Here is an 18,123-nt window from a genome sequence, read left to right as displayed (position 1 = left end):
GGGACGATCCTCGATTACGGCATTCGATTCAAGATGGGTTCGCCGGACGGATACGATGGTGGCGCCGCGCACGTCGTTGCTGTGAAAACCCTGGCCCGCATTCAGATACAGCTCGTGCCTGGGCGTGATGGTCCAGGCCAGGCCGGCCTTGGGGCTGAGGCGCGAATCGTGCCCGCGGCCGCTGTTGGCGGTTCCATAGATGGGTTCGCGGCCCTGCACGTTGTAACCCAGCCAGTCCCCGCGCAGGCCAATGTAGCCGCGCAAGGTGTCCGTGAGGTAGACGAGCTGCTGCCCATAGACGGAGATCAGATCCTGCGACACCTTGTCATTGCGCACCGTGCTGGTGCGCTCGCGCGCGGTGGTCGAGTACAGGCCCACCTCACCGATGCGGTCACCGCGCCACTGCGCGCCCACGCTCAGCACGCCATCCAGGCCGGCCAGCCTGACCGCCTGGGTATGCGAGGCCTGCGCGCCGAAGACCCGCCGCCGGTCGGTCTGCTCGAATTGGTCACCCTGCTCAGGGTTGGCAAGAAAGTAGGTGAAGTCGGAAAACAAATCAAACCGGTAGTCGATAGCATAGGCACTGAGGCGCGTCTCGCCCTGCGGCCCCTTGTCGAACCACAGGCCCGACAGCGAGAGCCTGCGCGTGTTGCCACCGTCGGTCGGATTCATGCTGCCAAAGCGCGACAGCTCGCCGCTGTCGATCAGGCGTTCGGGCACCTGGTCGGTCGAGTTCCACCGGCTCTGGTAGGCCATGCCGGTGAGCTGGAATCCGCGTGTCGGCGATCCCTGCGAGTAGCGCAACACGGCATTGGCCTTGCGCAGGTTCTCGGGCACCTCCCACGGGCCATTGTTGCCTTCCAGCTCGATGGCGCCGAGCCAGGTCTGGTCGCCCACCGTGCGTGAGCCTGCCGCCAGCAGCCGGCGGAAATCGTGCGGCCCCAGCGTGGTCTCGATGAAAGGCCGCTCCAGCGCGCTCACATAGTCCAGGCTGGCGCTGCCCGCCAGCGAGAAATCGCCGCCGTCGGCGAAGTAAGGCCCCTTGCGGTAGCGCACGCCCGAAACCAGTTCGGGGATCAGGAAGTTCAAATCCGCAAAGCCCTGGCCATGGCCATGGGTGGGCATGTTCACCGGCATGCCATCGACGGTCACCGAGAAGTCGGTGCCGTGGTCCAGGTTGAAGCCGCGCAGGAAGTACTGGTTGGCCTTGCCGTCGCCCGAATGCTGGGTGGCGACCACACCGGGCACGGCCTCCACGATGTCGCCGGGCCGCAGCTTGGGCCGCGATTGGAACGAAGCTTTCTCGGCCGCCCCCTCGCTGGCGCTGTCGGCCGTGCCTATTGTTGCATCGCGCGGCCCGAACACCTGGACTTCCGGCAGGTGGGAGGACGGCGCGGCGGCCTCTTGTGCGCCAGCAGGCATGGCGCTGGCAGCCAGGGCCGACCAGAAGGCGCTTTGGAGCAGGGTGTGCCAAGTTGCCATGGATGATTTTTGTATGAGAAATTTTAAATTCTTCATACAAAAGCAAGAAGCAGGCCAAATTGCGCTTGGCCTGTTGATGCAGCTTGCTTCAGTTCAATGGCTGGAGGTGGGTATGCGGCGGCTCCTGGCCATGCTGGTGCGGCTCGCCGTCGCCAACCAGCGGCACCAGGTGGATATTGCCGTGGCGCACCCCGCGCAGCGCCACGAGCTGCTCTGCGAACGCTTGTACCTGGGCGGTGGGGCCGCGCAGCACCACGGTTTCCAGGCAATGGAGGTGGTCCAGATGGGTGTGCACGCTGGTGATGACCAAGTCATGGGAGTCGTGCTGCAGGTCCATGATGCGCGCGGACACGGCATGCTCGTGGTGGTCGTAGACATAGCTGACGTTGGCTATGCACCAGGCTGGTGCGGATCTGTGTGTGGATGCTGGCTGCTTTACATCCAGCCGGGCGTCGCCCAGCCGGGTACGGATCAGGTCCCGGACTGCCTCCGAACGATTGACGTAGCCTTTTTCTGCGATCAGCGCGTCGAATTGCTGCGCGAGTGTGTCGTCCAGGGAAATGGTGAAGCGTTGCATGTCGTGGCCGACCTCTCTGGAGGGTGAAACACTGGGAATCCTGCCGCAGCTTGGCGGTTCAGTCGGATTGTCATTCCTAAACCGATATGCACTTGCGTGTTTCCGAACGCCAGGCCTGACGCCATCGGCTGCGGGTGGGGCGATATGTCCATGGGTAGAAAGCAGTAATAACTTCATGACTGCTGCAATAATGTGAAGTTATGAACGCCCTGCGCACGTCCTCAATGCTGATCCGCCTGGTTCTGGCGTGGTTCGTATTGACGCTGGGCGTTGCCGTGGCGTCGCCCGTGGTTCATCCCCAAGCCATGGAAATGGTGTGCTCCGCTGGCGGGAGCATGAAAGTCGTCGTCATCGACGACGACGGCAGCGCGGTCCAGGCGGGGCACCACACGCTGGACTGCCCGATGTGCCTGGCGGCAACGCTGCCTCCAACGCCTGTGAACGTGCGCGCGGACATGCCCCAGCCGCTCGCGTACGCGCTGCGGCCCATTGTCGCGGCGCACATTGCCGCGCTTGTTGGCGCGCCGCTGCCGCCGCGTGGCCCCCCGTCTCTGTCCTGATCCCGCGCAGTTGAGCTGACGACCTTCGGGCGCGCATGGACGCGCCATCCCGAGCGTTCTTTCAGCCGCAGCGCATCGCGCTGGTTGCGCCTGCGTGAGCCTGTCTCTGTCCATGTGAACTGCACCGCCCCAAGCGATTGTGCAGGGCGTGGCATGCAGGCCCGCAACGCACCTGGCCTCTCGGCTGCTGGCCCGCACAGGTCCAGGCGGCTGCCTGTCCCGAGACGATCACGAAGAAATGAGCCCCCGCATGTACCGACCGGCTCCCACCCCGCTGGCCTTGGCGCTCCTGGCTGCCGGCCTCGCCGCATCCACGTCCATCGCGTTCGCGCAGGTGGCTCCACTACCTGCAGCTGTTGCGCCGGAGACTGGCTCGCAGGAGCGTACCTTGTCCACCGTGACCGTCACGGCAACCCCGGATGACTACCGCCCGCCCGAGACGGCTACGGCCACCCGGACCGACACCCCGGCGCTGCAGACCCCGCAAAGCGTGCAGGTGGTTCCCCGCGCCGTCATCGAAGACCAGGGCGCACTGACCCTGACCGAGGCAGTGCGCAATGTCGCCGGAGTACAGTACGACTTCGGATTCAACGGCACGATGCAGCCGCTGCTGATCCTGCGAGGCTTCTCCAGTACCTCGATGACCGCCATGGGCCCCATGTCGGGCATTTCCAGCTACTACCTGGACGGCACCAAGGTCATGGGCGTGCCCGTGAACATGGCCAATGTCCAGTCGGTCGAGGTCATCAAGGGGCCGGCCAGCGTGCTCTATGGCCGCGCGGAGCCGGGCGGTCTGGTCAACATCGTGCCCAAGCCCGTTTCCGCGGCACCGGAGTTCGGTTTCGAGCAGACCATCGGCCAGCGCGGCCTCGCGCGCACGGCCATCGAGGCCTCCGGTGCCCTCAACACGGACCAGACCCTGAGAGGCCGCGTGGCGGCGTCGTACTACAGCGCGGACTCCATCCGCGATTTCGTGCAGGACCGCCTGGGCGCCTTCACGGGCAGCCTGGCTTGGGTGCCCGATGCCCGCACCAATGTGACCGCGACGCTGGACTATTCCAACAATCGCTACCGCACCGACATGGGCATTCCAGCCATTGGCAACCGGCCCGCCGATCTGCCCTGGTCGCGCCAGTTCAACGATTCGCCCTATCTGTCCAGCGCCAAGACCACGAGTTTCAAGCTCGATGCCTCGCACCAGCTCAACGACACCTGGCAGCTCAAGGGCCGGCTGCTGAGCCTGCTCAGTGACACCTCCGAGATGGACATCTATCCCTACCGCGTGGACATGGGCATGGGGATGGCGCCCGACCAGAGCTGTCCCGGCACCGGCAACCCGCTGTGCCGCTACTACTTCGGCGTGCGGCCCGACGGGCGCTACAGGGCCGACCAGTTCAACGTGGACCTGATCGGCAAGTTCCAGGCTGGCGGCCTCGGCCACACCGTGCTGGTGGGACTGGATACCTACCGCACCCGCAAGACCGGCGCGACCTACATGCAGCAGCTGCCGGCGGTGGACATCTACCACCCGTCGCTGGGCAATACGCCAGGGCTTGACCCCGCCATGTCCATGCCGCAGGATTACGACGACGCCAGCCGCTGGGCCAGCTTTTACCTCCAAGACCAGGTTGCCCTGGGCCGTGGCGTGTTCCTGACCGGCGCGCTGCGCCACGACCGCACCAGCGCAGTGTTCGGCAATCCGGGCACCGAGCCCAACCGGCAATCCTTCACCACGCCCCGGCTGGGTGCCGTGTGGCAGTTCGCTCCGAACCAGTCCGTCTATGCGCAGTACCAGGACGCGGTCTCCGCCAACAACGGCCGTGACACCATTACCGGCGCGGCGCTGGCGGCGGAGCGCGCCCGGCAGTTCGAGATCGGCCACAAGATTGAATTCCTGGACGGCAAGCTGAGTTCGACGATCGCGCTGTACCAATTGACCAAGCGCAACAGGGGCGCGCAGGTGCCCATAGACCAGGCGCCGTACTACGACATCGTCACCGTGGGCGAAGCGCGCTCGCGCGGGCTGGAGTGGGACGTGTCGGGCCAGGTCACCCGGCGCCTGTCGCTGATCGCCTCCTACGCCTATACGGATGCCGTGGTCACGCGGGACCCGACCTACCAGGGCAAGGCGCTTGCCAACGTCGCGCGCCACACCGCGAGCCTGTGGGCGCGCTACGCCATCGACAGCCAGTGGACGGCGGGCGCAGGGGTGTTCGCGCAAGGCCAGCGCCAGGGCGACGTGGGCAACACCTTCCAGCTACCCGGCTACGCGCGGATGGACGCCATGGCGGCCTACCGGTTCAGGATGGGCTCCAGCAAGGTGGCGTTGCAGTTCAACTTGGACAACGTCTTCAACCGCAAGTACTACACGGGCAGCCACCAGTTCGTGCAGGACTGGATCAAGCTGGGCACGCCGCGCACCGCCCGGCTCACGCTGCGCGTGGACTACTGAGAAAAAGGGGTTTCCCATGCACCCATCCTTCCTGAACCGGCGCCGTGCGCTCCAATGGGGGGCACTGTCGGCCCTCGTGGCGCTGGGCGGCTGCGGCAAGAAACCCGCCTTCCATGGCCTCGATGTCACCGGAGGACTTTATGGCCGCGACTTCCGGCTAAGCGACCCGGAAAGGCGCGAGCGCACGCTGGCGGACTTCAGGGGCCAGGCCGTGATGGTGTTCTTTGGCTTCACCCAATGCCCCGACGTGTGCCCCACGGCTCTGGCGCGGGCGGTGGAGGTCAAGCAATTGCTCGGCGAGGACGGGGCGCGCCTGCAGGTGCTCTTCGTCACCGTCGATCCCGAACGCGATACGCCCGAGGTGCTCAAGGCTTACATGGCAGCCTTCGATCCCGGCTTCATCGGGCTGTATGGCGACTCGCAGCGCACCGCCGAAACCGCCAAGGAATTCCAAGTCGTCTACAAGAAAGTGCCCACCGGCGCTTCCTACACCATGGACCACTCGGCCCTCACGTACCTCTACGACCCCGCCGGGCGGCTGCGCCTCGTCATGCGCCATCAGCAGAACGCGCAGGAGTTCGCAGACGATCTGCGGCGGCTCCTGCACCCGGCTTGACGCCGCTCCACCCCCCCATCCATTTCCACCCACCCCAAGGAGATCACCATGACACCCGCTCTTCGCTCACTCGTGGCAGCCGCTGCGCTGGCCGCCGCCGCTGCCCACGCCCAGGTCACCGTCAAGGACGCCTGGGTGCGCGCCACCGTGCCGCAGCAAAAGGCCACCGGCGCCTTCATGCAATTGCAATCCGCCCAGGACACCCGGCTGGTCTCGGCCAGTTCGCCCCTCACACCCAACGTCGAGGTGCACGAGATGGCGATGCAGGACAACGTGATGAAGATGCGCCAGGTGCCGGCCGTCGAGGTGCCCGCGGGCAAGACCGTCGAGCTCAAGCCCGGTGGCTACCACATCATGTTCATGAACCTGACCCAGCCGGTGAAGGCGGGCGATACGGTGCCGCTGACCTTGACCTTTGAAGGCAAAGACGGCAAGCGCGAAACCGTCGAGGTCCAGGCGGCTGTGCGCCCGCTCAACAGCGGCGCCGGCGGGCACATGCACTGACCCAGGTGCTCGCCGCACGCTTCGCTGACCATGCACAGACCACACCCACCCGCTCGCATTTCCGCCTGGCGCATCCGCTGCGTCCGGCTGGTGGTGCTTGCGCTGCTGTGGGGGTGGCTGGCCGCACCTTTCGCCCAGACGCTGGGCGCGCCGGAGGGCGGCACCTGGGTCCAGGTGTGCACGAACCTGGGCACCCGATTGGTTCAGCTGGAACAAAGCGATGCCGCACTCGCATCGGAGAACGGCAAGACCGCGCCATCGACATCGCCATCCACTGACTGCCCCTATTGCCGCGTGCACGCCAGCGCGGCACTGGTGCCTGCCGGCATGCCGATGCTGATACCCCCGGGACCAGCTCGCGCACCGCCTTTGCTGCGGGCGCCTCTTTTCGAATTTCCCGACCCGCCCTGGCGCCCGGCATTGCCGCGTGCGCCGCCGTCGACGATTCCCGTTTGAATCGCCCGGTCTACGCACGTCTTGCGCGACCGGAACCTTGTGCCGCCTGCATTTCTGGTGGCTGGACAGGAGTCGCCCATGAATTTCTCGAATACCCCGATGCGCCCGGGTGCGCATCCCTCCCCCTTTCCTTTAAGCACCGCCTCCCACAGCGGAGCAAATACGGCGCTGCGGCGCCTTGCCGTATTTGCCGTGCTCCACCTTGTGCTGCTGGCGGCCATGTATGGCGCCGCAGTCATCAACGCCAGGAGCCACGAACTGGAAGCCGGCGCCTACGGTGCGGGCCAGGTCGTTCACCTCGGTCGCATGGCGCTGCATCCCGTTGCTGGCGGGGAGGCCCGGCCATGACATACACCACACCGCCTTTCCGCCACCGGGCTCTGGCCGCCAGCCTGTGGGCTGCGCTGGGGGCTGCGCCTGCAGCAGTCCATGCGCAGTCCGATGCGGCCACGCTGCCCGCCGTGGTCGTCACGGATGCCACGCCCGAGGCCAACGGCAAGCTCAACCTCGACACGCCCTCCGACACCGGCAGCCGCCTCGGCCTGACGCCGCGCGAGACGCCCGCCACGGTCACGGTCGTGGACCGAGCCACCATCGAGGCCCGCGGGGCGCAGGACACGCAAGAGGTCCTGCGCGCGATCCCCGGTGTCACCGCCCACAACGCGCCCGGCAACATCGGTGTGAGCTACCGAGGCTTCAGCGGAGCCTCGCTGAGCCAGCTTTTCAACGGCATCAACGTGCAGTACACCATCGCCGCGCGGCCCGTGGACAGCTGGATCTACGATCGCGTCGAAGCCGTCGGCGGCGCATCCAGCTTTCTATATGGCGCCGGCGGTGTGGGCGGCACGATCAACTACATCACCAAGCTGGCAGACCGTCACGACATCACGGAAGCGCAGGTGCGCCTGGGCACCAATGGCCTGAAGGAGACCTCCATCGGTCTGAACCGGCGCATTGCCGGCGACGGAACGGGCAGCGCGGACCACTATGCCCGCATCGAACTGAACCACCGCGATGCCGATAGCTGGACCGAGGGCACCGGCACGCGCTCGACCCAGCTCGCGACCTCGCTGCTCTCGGTCATCGGGCGTGACTTCACCCACACCCTGGCCTACGAATTCCAGGACGAGAAGGTCGATCGTCCCTATTGGGGTACACCCTTGCTTAATCCCCTTGCCGGGACGCTGCGCATCGATGATGCGACGCGCTTCAAGAACTACAACAGCGCCGATGGCGTGTATGCCCAGCGGGTGCAGTGGCTGCGCTCGATCGCCGACTGGCGTGTGTCCGACGTCCTGCAGCTGAAGAACACTTTCTATGTCTACGACGCCTTGCGGGACTACCGTAATGTGGAGAGCTACCGCTTCGACGCCTCCAATACGGCAGTCATCCGCTCCAGCGCCTTGTTGCAGCGGCACGATCAGAGAGTCCTTGGCGACCGTATCGAAGGCACGTACCGGGGGCAAATTGCCGAGCGCCGCAGCGACTGGGCTTTCGGGCTGGATGTGAGCGTGAACAAGCAGACCCGTTTTCCCAACAGCCTGTCGGGCACGATCAGCACGGTCAAGCCCTACCACTTCGTCACCGAGAACTTTTTCGATATTCCTGGCATGGCCCCGGGTTTCCGCCCCGACCGCGACAATAAGGTCACGACCACGGCGCTGTACCTGGAGAACCGCACGGCACTTTTACCCTCGCTGAACCTGGTCACGGCATTGCGCCATGAACGCATCGACCTGGACCTGACTAACCGGCGCGAAGTCACGGTCGCCAATCCCGCGAGCTTCCAGCGCAGCTACCACCCAACCACCGGCCGTATCGGCCTGGTCTGGGACATTGCGCCTGGCGCCAATGTCTACGCGCAATATGCCACCGCTGCCGACCCACCATCCGGCGTCCTGTCGACCGCCTCGTTCGCGGACGTGCGCAACAACAGCGAGCTGACGACAGGCCGCCAGGTCGAGGTCGGCACCAAGCTGGACTTCTGGGGGGGCAAGGGCACGGCAACGCTGGCGGCCTACCGCATCACCCGCAGGAACATCGCCACCCAGGACCCGAACAACAGCGCGCTCACGGTGCTGGTGGGCGAGCAGTCGTCCAAGGGAGTGGAACTGTCGATCGGCCTGCAGCCCACCCGGCAGTGGTCGATCCAGGGCAACCTGACCTATGTCGATGCGCGCTACGAGAACTACCAGCAGGGCGGCGTATCGCTAGCGGGCAAGACGCCGACCAACACCCCCGCGACGGTGGCGAACCTCTGGGCCTCGTATGCGTTCACGCCGGCGCTGCAAGGCAGCGTGGGGGTGCGCCGTGTCGGCAAGGTCTATGCGGACGCAGCCAACACCCTGAACTGGCCGGCCTACACGTTGCTCGATCTCGGCCTGAGCTACCGTGTCAACCGTAATGTGTCCGTGGTCGGCCGCATCCGCAACGCCACGGACAGGCGCTACGCGGCCAACCTCACGAGCACGATGGCCTACCTGGGCGCGCCGCGCACGGCCGATGTCAGCGTGCGCGTGGCGTTCTAGGAGCGGGCGATGCGGATCCATGCGAAACGCTGGCTGTTCCTGATTCACCGCTGGCTGGGCATCGTGGCCTGCGCCTTCTTCGCGATGTGGTTCGTCTCGGGCGTGGTCATGATGTACGTGGGCTACCCCAAGCTCACCGAGGCCGAGCGGCTGCAGCACCTGCCGCCGCTGGGAACGGGCAGCGGGCTCCTGGCGCCCCGTGAGGCGCTGGACGCCGCCGGCGTCACAGGGCCGCTGAAGGAGTTGCGGCTGGCCGCAGCCAGCGGCGGCCGGGCGGTCTACCTCGCGGTGCCATTGGAAGCTGGCCCCGCTTCGGGTGCGCGCAGGGCAGCGCCGCCGGGTGGCGGCGTAGTCACTATCGACGCCCGCAACGGCGCCCGATTGCAGGCCGTCGATGAGCGCGTTGTGTTGGCGAGTGCGGCAAGCTATGCCGGCCCCGGGGTGGAGCTGGAGTACCAGGGGGTGATCGGCGAGGATGCCTTCACCCACTCCCGGGGCCTTGATGCGCACCGGCCGCTGCACCGTGTGCAACTGGCCGATGCGCACACCACGCTGCTCTATGTCTCGGGCCGCACCGGCGAGGTGGTGCGTGACGCGCCCCGCGCCGAACGCCTGTGGAATTATGTCGGCGCGTGGATTCACTGGCTGTATCCGTTCCGAGGCAATACCTTCGACCGCTACTGGGCCGACATCGTGAACTGGCTGTCGATCCTCGGCATCGCGATGGCGCTGACCGGCACCATTGTGGGCGTGCTGCGCTGGCGCTTCACGCGGCCCTATCGCAGTGGTTCGCGCTCACCCTACCAGGGGCGCATGATGCGCTGGCACCACATCTCGGGGCTGCTGTTCGCGCTGGTGACCATCACCTGGATCTTCAGCGGGCTGATGTCGATGAATCCATGGCGTGTTTTCGACAACGGGGCGCCGCCACTGCGCACCGACGCGCTGCAGGGCGGCCCGCTGGTGCTCACGCAGCAGGATGCCGCGCCGCAAGCACTGCTGGCTGCTGCAGGCGGCGCGGTGCGCGAGCTGCGCTGGGTGCGCACGCTGGGCCAGACCATGGCGCTCGCCCAAGGCGTGGCTGGCCGGCCCGCATTGATCGACAGCCATACCGCGATGACCCGAGCCCTGGACCCCGAGGCGCTGCGGGCAGCCGTGGTGGGTCTGCTGCCCGCGCCGGTCGTGCGCATCAAGCTGCTCACGGCCTACGACCTCTACTACTACGCACGCGATGCGCACACGATGACCGCGGGCTCCGACAAGCCGCTGCCCATCTTGCGTGTGGTCTTCGACGATACGCATGGCACCTGGGTGCATATCGATCCGCATACGGGCGCCGTGCTGGGGCGCACCGATGGCAGCCGGCGCACCAGCCGCTGGCTGTTCGCCATGCTGCACAGCTGGGACTGGCTCCCGTTGCTGGAGCGCAGGCCCCTGTGGGACATCGTGCTGATCGTCCTGAGCCTGGGCGGCACGGTGCTCAGCGTGACCGGGGTGGTAATCGGCTGGCGCAGGCTGGGCCTGAAGCTGCGCGCCGTGCGCAATGCACCGCGCCATGGTGGACCGAATCCAATCCGGCCCGGTGCTGCTGGATCGCCGGTGCGGCACTCCTGAGTCCTTCTTTGTGCCAAGCAATGATTTCGTGTCTGCGGTACTGCGCGCGCGCTTTCTGGCGGGAAAGACTCGCAGGCTATCCCCGCTGCGCTTCCCTGAAATCCCCGATCCGGCTGACCCAGATCGGATGGGTATGCGCTTTCGTTGGAGGTGTGGGCGGCTGGCTGTTCCCTTCATGGTGCCACGGCGTGCTCGCTGTAAAGGGCGGGCGCGTGCCTTGCACGCTGGCGGCCTGCGGCCGTCGTTGACCCTTGACTGCTTGCGCTGCGCCGTGACCCGGAAGGGCTGGGCAATTCCGCCCGGCAACCTTTCAGGAGTTCACTGTGAACAACGTACTCATCACCGACGAGCAGCGTGCGCTGCTGCTGGCCAACGGCCGCGAATCCATGGAGAACCCGGACTTCGATCCGGTGCCCGTGGTCAAGCTGTTCACGCCGGACGGCGGCGCGACCTGGCTGCTGACCGAGATTGACCCCGATGACCACGACCATGCTCTCGGTCTTTGCGACCTGGGCCTGGGGATGCCGGAAATCGGCTGGGTGAGTCTTTCCGAGCTGGCTTCGGTGCGCGGGCGATTGGGGCTGCCGGTCGAACGTGACCTGTATTTCCGGGCTGACAAGCGGTTGAGCGCATACGCGCGCGATGCGCGGCTTGCTGGGCGGATCGTTGTCTGAACTCCCTGGGGCGCCGCAAGGCGCCCCCTGTGCTTTCTCAACCATTGCAGGAGATCGAGGCCATGAGCAGCCATCACGACTACATTATCGAAATCACGGCCGAGCACGATGCGCTCAAGCCATTCGCGCCGGTGAACGGCCAGCCGCTGCGCTTTGCTATCGGCGACGCGGTGATCTACACCAACGAATTCGGCGCGTGGTTCCGTCGCCGCGTCATCGGGTTCTACAAGCCCACCGTGCCGTCGGGGCTGTATGCGCGCGGCAGGCGCTACTACCTGGACTCGTCCGCGCCCTGGATGCCGGTGGCGGAAGCTAGCCTGCGCCCTGACGACTCGGCCTGATGCCTACGCACCCCTGGCGGGGCGCTGCGCGCTGTGCTTGCCTGCTGGTGAACGCCCTGCGGGCGTTCACCAGAGCTTTCTGCGCCGCTGTGTGGTTTCTGGCATGGCGCCAAGCCGGTGTATGGGTACCAGTGCGTGAGGTGCATCGGCGCGGGGGAAGCGCCGGCGCACTTCGCGTTCCAGTTCGTGCGCGAGGCCGCGAGCGTCTTTCTCGCCGCGCAGGGCTCGTTGCCGCCATTCGCGGGCCTGGGTGCGCAGGTCGTCGTCTTGCAGTTCTCGTATGTCCATGGGTGGCTTCATTGTGCCCATGCCATGAGCAGTTGCAGTCCACAGGGATTTCATGGAAGTCATGTGGGCGTCCCCGGCCCCTTGGGAGATAGCCGGTCGCGCTGTCGTGCGCGTGGCGCATCGAGCCCCCTGCGGGGTTTCGCCCCTGTCGGGCTTCCATCGTTTCCTCCCTCCGGTCGGCTGACGCCTTCGGCCCGGCTTCCAGCTTCGGGCCTGCGCGCTTCGCTTGAGGGTGCGGTCGGCGTGCATGGCGGCCGTTGCCTGTCCAGCCGTCTTCCCTGAGTCCATCACCTTGTCCGCGACTGTAGCCCGCGGCCCGGTGCCGTCAAGGCGCGCCAGGCCGTGTCCTCGGCTGCGCCTGCGGGCCGCACCAACCCTGCGCTTGTTTCCTTGACGGCACCGGGCCGCGCGCTCGTGACCGTCGCGGGCGATGAACTCAGGAAGACGGTGGCAACGAGGCCAACCGGGTTCTTCGTGCCGACCGCACCGAACAGCCACGAGGCTGGGCTCCGAATCTAGGAATCCGGTGTGCGCTTCTTCAACAGCCAAGTCAGGAGAAAGACCATGCAACTCGCATCCCGTTTCGCAAACCATTCCCCCGCACTGCGTTCCGACCATCCCCTGTCGGATGATCAGATTCGCCGGGTGGCCCCGTCCATCTTCGCGGACGCCCCGCATGAAAGCCGTTCCGAACGATACGCCTACATCCCCACGGTGGAGGTGTTGACCGAGCTTCGCAAGGAGGGGTTTCAGCCCTTCATGGTGTGCCAGACCCGCGTGCGCGATGAAGGCAAGCGCGAGCACACGAAACACATGCTGCGCCTGCGCCACGCCAGCCAGATCAACGGCGCGGAAGCCAACGAAATCATCCTGCTGAATTCGCACGACGGCACCAGCAGCTACCAAATGATGGCGGGCGCCTACAGATTTGTCTGTGCGAATGGACTGGTATGCGGTGACACCTTTGCCGATGTGCGCGTGCCCCACAAAGGTGATGTGGCAGGCCAAGTCATTGAAGGCGCTTTCGAGGTGCTGCAAGGCTTCGAGCGGGTGCAGGAATCCCGCGACCTGATGCGCGGCATCACCCTGGACGATGGCGAATCGGAAGTGTTCGCCCGTGCCGCGCTGGCCCTCAAGTACGACGATCCGGACAAGCCCGCGCCCATCACTGAGTCGCAAATCCTGATGCCGCGCCGGTTTGAAGACCGTCGCCCGGACCTGTGGAGCGTGTTCAACCGCACGCAAGAAAACCTTACCAAAGGCGGATTGCATGGCCGCAGCGCCAACGGACGCCGCCAGCAGACCCGCCCGGTGCAGGGCATTGATTCCGACATTCGCCTGAACCGTGCCCTGTGGCTGCTGGCCGATGGCATGCGCCAGTTGAAGGCCTGACCCCTCCCCAACGTTTTCCCCGCCGGAGGGGCGGTTCCCCTCCATTCCCTTGTTTCACTTGACTGGAGATTCACCATGAACGCCGCAAACCAAACCGAAGCCCAAGCCGTCCAAACCGCCGTCAGTAGCGCAGCCAGCAGCGCCGCCAATATGCTGCAGACCGCCGACCCGAGCAAGCACATGATTCTGGTGCCGCTGTCGCGGCTGGTGCTGCGCGCCACGGGCCGCAATGTACGCAAGACCGCGCCGCGCATGTCTCTGCCTGAGCTGGCAGCCTCTATCCAAAGGGTGGGCCTGCTGCAAAACCTGATCGTGATTCCCGGCGCCGATGGCGAGCATTACGAAGTGGTGGCCGGTGGCCGTCGCCTTGCAGCCCTCAAGCTGCTGGCGAAGAAACACCGCATTGCCAAGGATTGGCAGGTACCCTGCCTGCGGGTGGCCGATGGCACGGCCCGCACCGCCAGCCTGACCGAGAACGTGCAGCGCGAAGCCATGCACCCGGCAGATCAGTTTGAAGCCTTCGCGGCACTGGTGGCCGAGGGGCGTCCCATCGAGGACATTGCGGCGGATTTTTCCGTCACCCCACTGGTGGTGCAGCGCCGCTTGAAGCTGGCGAATGTCTCGCCCCGCCTCATGGCCGACTACCGGGCCGATGCTCTCAGCCTTGACCAGTTGATGGCCCTGGCCGGGACGGATGACCATGCGGCGCAGGAAAGCGCGTTCTATGACGCGCCTACGTGGCAGCGCAGCCCGTCCGCGTTGCGTGACCGTCTGACGGAGCGCGAGATAGACGCCTACCGGCATCCGCTGGTGCGGTTCGTCGGACTGGACAGCTACGAAGCCGCAGGCGGTGGCGTGCGCCGTGACCTGTTCGCCGAGGACGATACGGGCGTGTACCTGACCGATGCCGCCTTGTTGGAACGGCTGGCGCAAGACAAGCTGGCGAGCATTGCCGCCGAGGTGAAGGCCGAGGGCTGGGCCTGGACGGACGCAGCGCCCGCCGCCACCTTGGCGGACCTGCAAGCCTTCCAGCGTGCCCCGAGGGCGCGGCGCGAGCCGAACAAGCGCGAAGCGCAGCGCATCGAGAAGCTGCAAGAGAAGATGCAGGCCATCGGTGAAGCCGTGGATGCCGCGATGGACGCCGACGACGAGGACAGGGCCGATGCCTTGCAGGAGGAAGGCGAAGCCCTGGGCGAGCAGTTGCAGGCACTGGAAGATGGCTTGCAAGGGTACAGCGACACGGTGAAGGGTGCAGCCGGTGCCGTTGTGACCATCGACCGCAATGGGCAGGCCGTTATTCATCGTGGACTGATGCGCGAGGCCGAAGCCAAGGCGCTGCGCACGCTGGAGCGGCTGCGCCAAGGGTTCGGCGGTGAGGACGCCGAGAGCGAAGACGAAGGCGGCACGGCGAATGAAGCGCAAGCCCCCGTCATGTCCGACCGGCTGGCCCAGCGCCTGAGCGCGCACCGTACCGCCGCGCTGCAACTCGGGGTGGCCTGCCGTCCGCAGGTGGCATTGGCCGCGCTGGTGCATGGCATGGTGCAGACGGTTTTGCAGGGGCGCTGCTACGGCCACGATATGCCGGTGGGCGTTTGCCTCACGGTGAAAGACCGCTTGGAGGCACTGGCCCCGGACTTGCCGGAATCGCCTGCCGCCGTGGTGCTGCGCGAAATGCAGGAGGTATGGTGCGACAAGTTGCCCCAGGACAGCGCAGAACTGTTCGCCGCCTTGCTGGCAATGGAGCAAGCCGAACTGATGGCGCTGCTGGCCGTGTGCGTGGCATCCACGGTGGACGTGGTGACACCCCGCGCCACGCCGCACCAGCCCGGCGCGGAACTGGCACAGGCCGTGAGCCTCGATATGGCCGCATGGTGGAAACCCACCGCCGAAGGCTACTTCAAGCATGTTTCCAAGGCCGTGATTCTGCAAGCCGTGGGCGAGTTCGCGCCGGATTCCGTCAACCGGCTGGGCAAGCTCAAGAAGGCCGACATTGCCAGCGAAGCGGAGCGGCTGGCCGAGGGCAAGGGCTGGATGCCTGCGATCTTCAAGGGCGAGACACCGGAAGCCACACAGGAAGGCGCGGAGCTGGACGCCCCAGAGGATGCCGAGGCCGTGGAGGATGAACCGGCCCAGACACTTGCCGCTTGACCGTCAACCGCAGAGCAGCACCCCGGCCCCGGTCGGGGTGCTGGCTTGCAGGGAGTTGCATCATGCCCATCACCACGAACCAGCGCCGCCCGCGCATGGCGGCGATCTACGCACCGGGTACGGTGCGCGCCCGCCGCTGGCACGGCGAGGGCGACGTGCGCGGCTACCGCCCGCCCTCGGGCTGGACGGCCTGTGCCGACCTCACCGACATTCACCCCATCACGGGCTGCGCGCTGGCGCGTGCCATATGGTGGATTGTGGAGACGAAGGAGTAGCCGTCGTCAGCACCGGCCCCAGCGTCTTGCCGCTGGGGCCGGTGGATGCAAAATCCGGGCACGGCGGTGGCCGTGCCCGGCGTTGAAGACTAACAGCCGGAACACCACGCCGCCGCCTTCGCAGGGGCTCAGGCGGCGGCGTAAACGGCATCGCGGTCGAGCACGATGCCTGGACGCACAGGCCCTGTGGCCCGTGCATGCCCGCTAGCGATGGCTGTCGCCATCGTGGGTGCTGGCCGAGGGGTTGACCACGGTGCGGCTTTTGCCATCGACGTGGCGAATGGGCAAAGCGTGACGGTCGAAATCGTCAATGCACAGGGCATTGACGCTCAGGAATGCTGGATTGCTGCGGCGCTGGTGGTAGACATAGATGCCGCAGGTGCCGCAGAAATAGTGCTGGGCCACGCCGCTGTTCCAGCGGTACAGGCGCAGGGCGTCCTGTCCGCCCGTGATCTGGAACTGCTCGCGTGCGACGGTGGCCATGAGCGCATTGCGCTTCTGGCACAGCGAGCAGTCGCATACCACGAGTTCTTCGAGTTCCGCCTCGAAACGGAAGCTGACGGCCTGACAGTGGCAGGTGCCCGTGTATCGCATGGTGTTCTTGTCCTTGATCGTTTTACATGCAGCAGCATAGGCGGCGGCTGTAATCCGAGCGGGCCGGTGCGGCGCACCACCGGGCTTTTCGGGCTACGCCCCATGCCTCGTGCCGAGTCACGGCCATCCGGCTGCAATCCCTCCCGCCTTCGCGCCTGCGGCGCTGCGCGCTTCGCTTTCCTCCAGGGGATCGGCGCAAGGCCCATCCCCGCCGCGCTGTGCTTGGCGCCCCTTGAACGCCGCCGAACCGGCGCTGCCGGATCGGCCGGGCCAGCGCCCCGTCCAGTGGGCAGGGTATGGCGGATACGCCAGGGCTTGCTGCGGCAGGTTGTGTAGATGCGTGCCGTTTTCGATGCTGGCGGTTCTCGTCCATGGCGTCACGAAGGAGGTGCGAGCAGTCACGGAGATGGTCCCTCGCCTTGCCGGAAAGGCTCCACTCCGCCTCTGACATGGCCTGCAGGATGCGGCGGGGTGTGCTGGTGCCCTCGTCATGGTGGTCTGAGGAACGGGCCTTGCCGGAGTCAGGGGGCGTGCCGCTGGGACCTTGGTGCGGAGATGCCGAGTTGGTCGTGGCTCCTTTCGATGGTGGTTCAGCCCAAGGCGTCCTTGTCTGGTTGTGAATCCTGGCGGGAGCCGGGCTTGGGTGGCTGCAACCTTCTGGCACAGATTTTTTCCCCTGCTGCGCATTCCTCGCGCAACAAATAATCTGTGCCTCCAGGCGCTCCACTGCGTTGCGCCCGCAGGCGGTGCAGCCAGCCCGTCCCCCGCCGGCCGGATCACAACAAGGACGCGATGGGCGCGAACTTGTTCAACCGAATGGAGATTTCACCATGGCAAATATCGGCAACTTCACCGCAGACAAGGACGGTTTCAACGGCACGCTGCGCACCCTGACCATCAGCGCCAAGGCCAAGTTCAGCCCCAATGACAAGGGCAATAACGAGCACGCCCCGGACTACCGCATTCAAGTCTCTGGCCATGACGTTGGGGCCGGCTGCGCGACTACCAGCGCCTCAAAGCGGCGCTGGATCGCTTGCAGTCCACGACCGTGGCCACGTCCATCCGGGAGACCACGGGAAGGCGGCTGCACCGCTTCTCGTGGATCAACGAGTGGAAGGAACTGGCCGATGCGAAGGGCACGCCGCTGGGCATCGAGCTGATCCTGCCGGACTGGTTCTACGGCGGCGTGCTGGATTCGGCCCTGGTGTTGACCATCGACGCGGGGTATTTCCGGCTCACCGGTGGCATCGAGCGCTGGCTGTACCGGCTGGTGCGCAAGCACGGCGGGCGGCAGCCCGAGGGCTGGTGGTTCGATTTCGAGTCCCTGTACCGCAAGTCGGGCAGCGCAGCGCGCTACTACGACTTCGCCGCCGACCTGCGGGCACTAGTGGCACGCCAGGCCCTGCCGGGCTATCGGCTGGACATCGAGTACCGCTCCGAGATCGCAGCCCCTTTGCTGCTGTTTCGGCCCGTGCCGTCCACGGCACGGGGATAACTGCGCCAAATCCTGTGGATGGGCTCGTGCTATCAGGCAACAAAAGTCTCGTGCTATCAGGCAACAGACCCTCGTGCTATCAGGCAACAAAATCGGCCGCCAGCCCAATACTGGCGCGGGTTTCGGC

17 protein-coding genes and 2 pseudogenes are annotated in these 18,123 nt (G+C 66.0%); 15 read left to right on the top strand and 4 right to left on the bottom strand.

Going from position 1 to position 18,123, the window contains the following annotated elements; all coding sequences use genetic code 11:
* Both ACODRX_RS20565 and nikR read right to left on the bottom strand, forming a co-directional pair.
* Nucleotides 1-1,482, bottom strand: a 1,482-nt coding sequence (locus ACODRX_RS20565) for a TonB-dependent receptor (protein WP_488873398.1), incomplete at its 3' end; no start/stop codon positions are given.
* Between the two features lie 88 nt (nt 1,483-1,570).
* On the bottom strand, nt 1,571-2,059 hold the full coding sequence (nikR, locus tag ACODRX_RS20560) for a nickel-responsive transcriptional regulator NikR (protein WP_488873397.1): 489 nt from the start codon (nt 2,057-2,059) through the stop codon (nt 1,571-1,573).
* A 200-nt stretch (nt 2,060-2,259) separates the two neighbouring features.
* On the opposite strand from nikR, the gene ACODRX_RS20555 reads away from it, so the two are divergent.
* The 10 genes from ACODRX_RS20555 to ACODRX_RS20510 all read left to right on the top strand — a co-directional run bounded on the left by ACODRX_RS20555 (nt 2,260) and on the right by ACODRX_RS20510 (nt 11,804).
* Nucleotides 2,260-2,619 (top strand): DUF2946 family protein, encoded by a 360-nt coding sequence (locus ACODRX_RS20555; RefSeq protein ID WP_488873396.1) that lies wholly within the window; start codon nt 2,260-2,262, stop codon nt 2,617-2,619.
* A 250-nt stretch (nt 2,620-2,869) separates the two neighbouring features.
* Entirely contained in the window at nt 2,870-5,071 is a 2,202-nt protein-coding gene (locus tag ACODRX_RS20550; protein WP_488873395.1) for a TonB-dependent siderophore receptor, read from the top strand.
* A gap of 16 nt (nt 5,072-5,087) precedes the next feature.
* Nucleotides 5,088-5,687, top strand: coding sequence for an SCO family protein (locus ACODRX_RS20545; RefSeq protein WP_488873394.1), 600 nt, complete (start codon nt 5,088-5,090; stop codon nt 5,685-5,687).
* A 48-nt stretch (nt 5,688-5,735) separates the two neighbouring features.
* Nucleotides 5,736-6,191 carry a copper chaperone PCu(A)C gene (locus tag ACODRX_RS20540; protein WP_488873393.1) on the top strand — a complete coding sequence of 152 codons (456 nt, stop codon included), beginning with the start codon at nt 5,736-5,738 and terminating at the stop codon, nt 6,189-6,191.
* A 30-nt stretch (nt 6,192-6,221) separates the two neighbouring features.
* Nucleotides 6,222-6,647, top strand: coding sequence for a DUF2946 domain-containing protein (locus ACODRX_RS20535; protein ID WP_488873392.1), 426 nt, complete (start codon nt 6,222-6,224; stop codon nt 6,645-6,647).
* 78 nt (nt 6,648-6,725) lie between these two features.
* Nucleotides 6,726-6,995, top strand: a complete 270-nt coding sequence (locus ACODRX_RS20530) for a hypothetical protein (RefSeq protein ID WP_488873391.1) — start codon at nt 6,726-6,728, stop codon at nt 6,993-6,995.
* Complete coding sequence (locus ACODRX_RS20525) at nt 6,992-9,175, top strand: TonB-dependent receptor (protein WP_488873390.1); 2,184 nt, start codon at nt 6,992-6,994, stop codon at nt 9,173-9,175. Before ACODRX_RS20530 ends, ACODRX_RS20525 begins: the two co-directional genes overlap by 4 nt.
* 9 nt (nt 9,176-9,184) lie before the next feature.
* Nucleotides 9,185-10,789 carry a PepSY domain-containing protein gene (locus ACODRX_RS20520; protein WP_488873389.1) on the top strand — a complete coding sequence of 535 codons (1,605 nt, stop codon included), beginning with the start codon at nt 9,185-9,187 and terminating at the stop codon, nt 10,787-10,789.
* 323 nt (nt 10,790-11,112) lie between these two features.
* Entirely contained in the window at nt 11,113-11,463 is a 351-nt protein-coding gene (locus ACODRX_RS20515) for a DUF2958 domain-containing protein (protein ID WP_488873388.1), read from the top strand.
* A 62-nt stretch (nt 11,464-11,525) separates the two neighbouring features.
* Entirely contained in the window at nt 11,526-11,804 is a 279-nt protein-coding gene (locus tag ACODRX_RS20510) for a hypothetical protein (protein ID WP_488873387.1), read from the top strand.
* A 66-nt stretch (nt 11,805-11,870) separates the two neighbouring features.
* Here ACODRX_RS20510 and ACODRX_RS20505 read toward each other — a convergent pair whose 3' ends face one another.
* Entirely contained in the window at nt 11,871-12,155 is a 285-nt protein-coding gene (locus ACODRX_RS20505; RefSeq protein WP_488873386.1) for a hypothetical protein, read from the bottom strand.
* Between the two features lie 501 nt (nt 12,156-12,656).
* On the opposite strand from ACODRX_RS20505, the gene ACODRX_RS20500 reads away from it, so the two are divergent.
* The 3 genes from ACODRX_RS20500 to ACODRX_RS20490 all read left to right on the top strand — a co-directional run bounded on the left by ACODRX_RS20500 (nt 12,657) and on the right by ACODRX_RS20490 (nt 15,907).
* Nucleotides 12,657-13,484, top strand: a complete 828-nt coding sequence (locus ACODRX_RS20500; RefSeq protein ID WP_488873385.1) for a DUF932 domain-containing protein — start codon at nt 12,657-12,659, stop codon at nt 13,482-13,484.
* A 75-nt stretch (nt 13,485-13,559) separates the two neighbouring features.
* Nucleotides 13,560-15,632, top strand: coding sequence for a ParB/RepB/Spo0J family partition protein (locus ACODRX_RS20495; protein ID WP_488873384.1), 2,073 nt, complete (start codon nt 13,560-13,562; stop codon nt 15,630-15,632).
* A 62-nt stretch (nt 15,633-15,694) separates the two neighbouring features.
* Nucleotides 15,695-15,907, top strand: coding sequence for a hypothetical protein (locus tag ACODRX_RS20490; protein WP_488873383.1), 213 nt, complete (start codon nt 15,695-15,697; stop codon nt 15,905-15,907).
* A 204-nt stretch (nt 15,908-16,111) separates the two neighbouring features.
* Here ACODRX_RS20490 and ACODRX_RS20485 read toward each other — a convergent pair whose 3' ends face one another.
* Nucleotides 16,112-16,501 carry a GFA family protein gene (locus ACODRX_RS20485; RefSeq protein ID WP_488873382.1) on the bottom strand — a complete coding sequence of 130 codons (390 nt, stop codon included), beginning with the start codon at nt 16,499-16,501 and terminating at the stop codon, nt 16,112-16,114.
* 830 nt (nt 16,502-17,331) lie between these two features.
* Between ACODRX_RS20485 and ACODRX_RS20480 the strand changes: the two are divergent.
* Nucleotides 17,332-17,535, top strand: a pseudogene (locus ACODRX_RS20480) (DUF736 domain-containing protein); the annotation flags it as partial.
* A pseudogene (locus ACODRX_RS20475) lies at nt 17,496-17,996 on the top strand (replication initiator protein A); the annotation flags it as partial. The pseudogenes ACODRX_RS20480 and ACODRX_RS20475, both read left to right, overlap by 40 nt.
* Between the last annotated feature and the right edge of the window lie 127 nt (nt 17,997-18,123).

The sequence above is a fragment of the Comamonas sp. FG99 genome (genome assembly GCF_057808605.1).
Note: the sequence above shows the minus strand (reverse complement) of the source record. Positions and strands in the feature narration are given on the sequence as shown.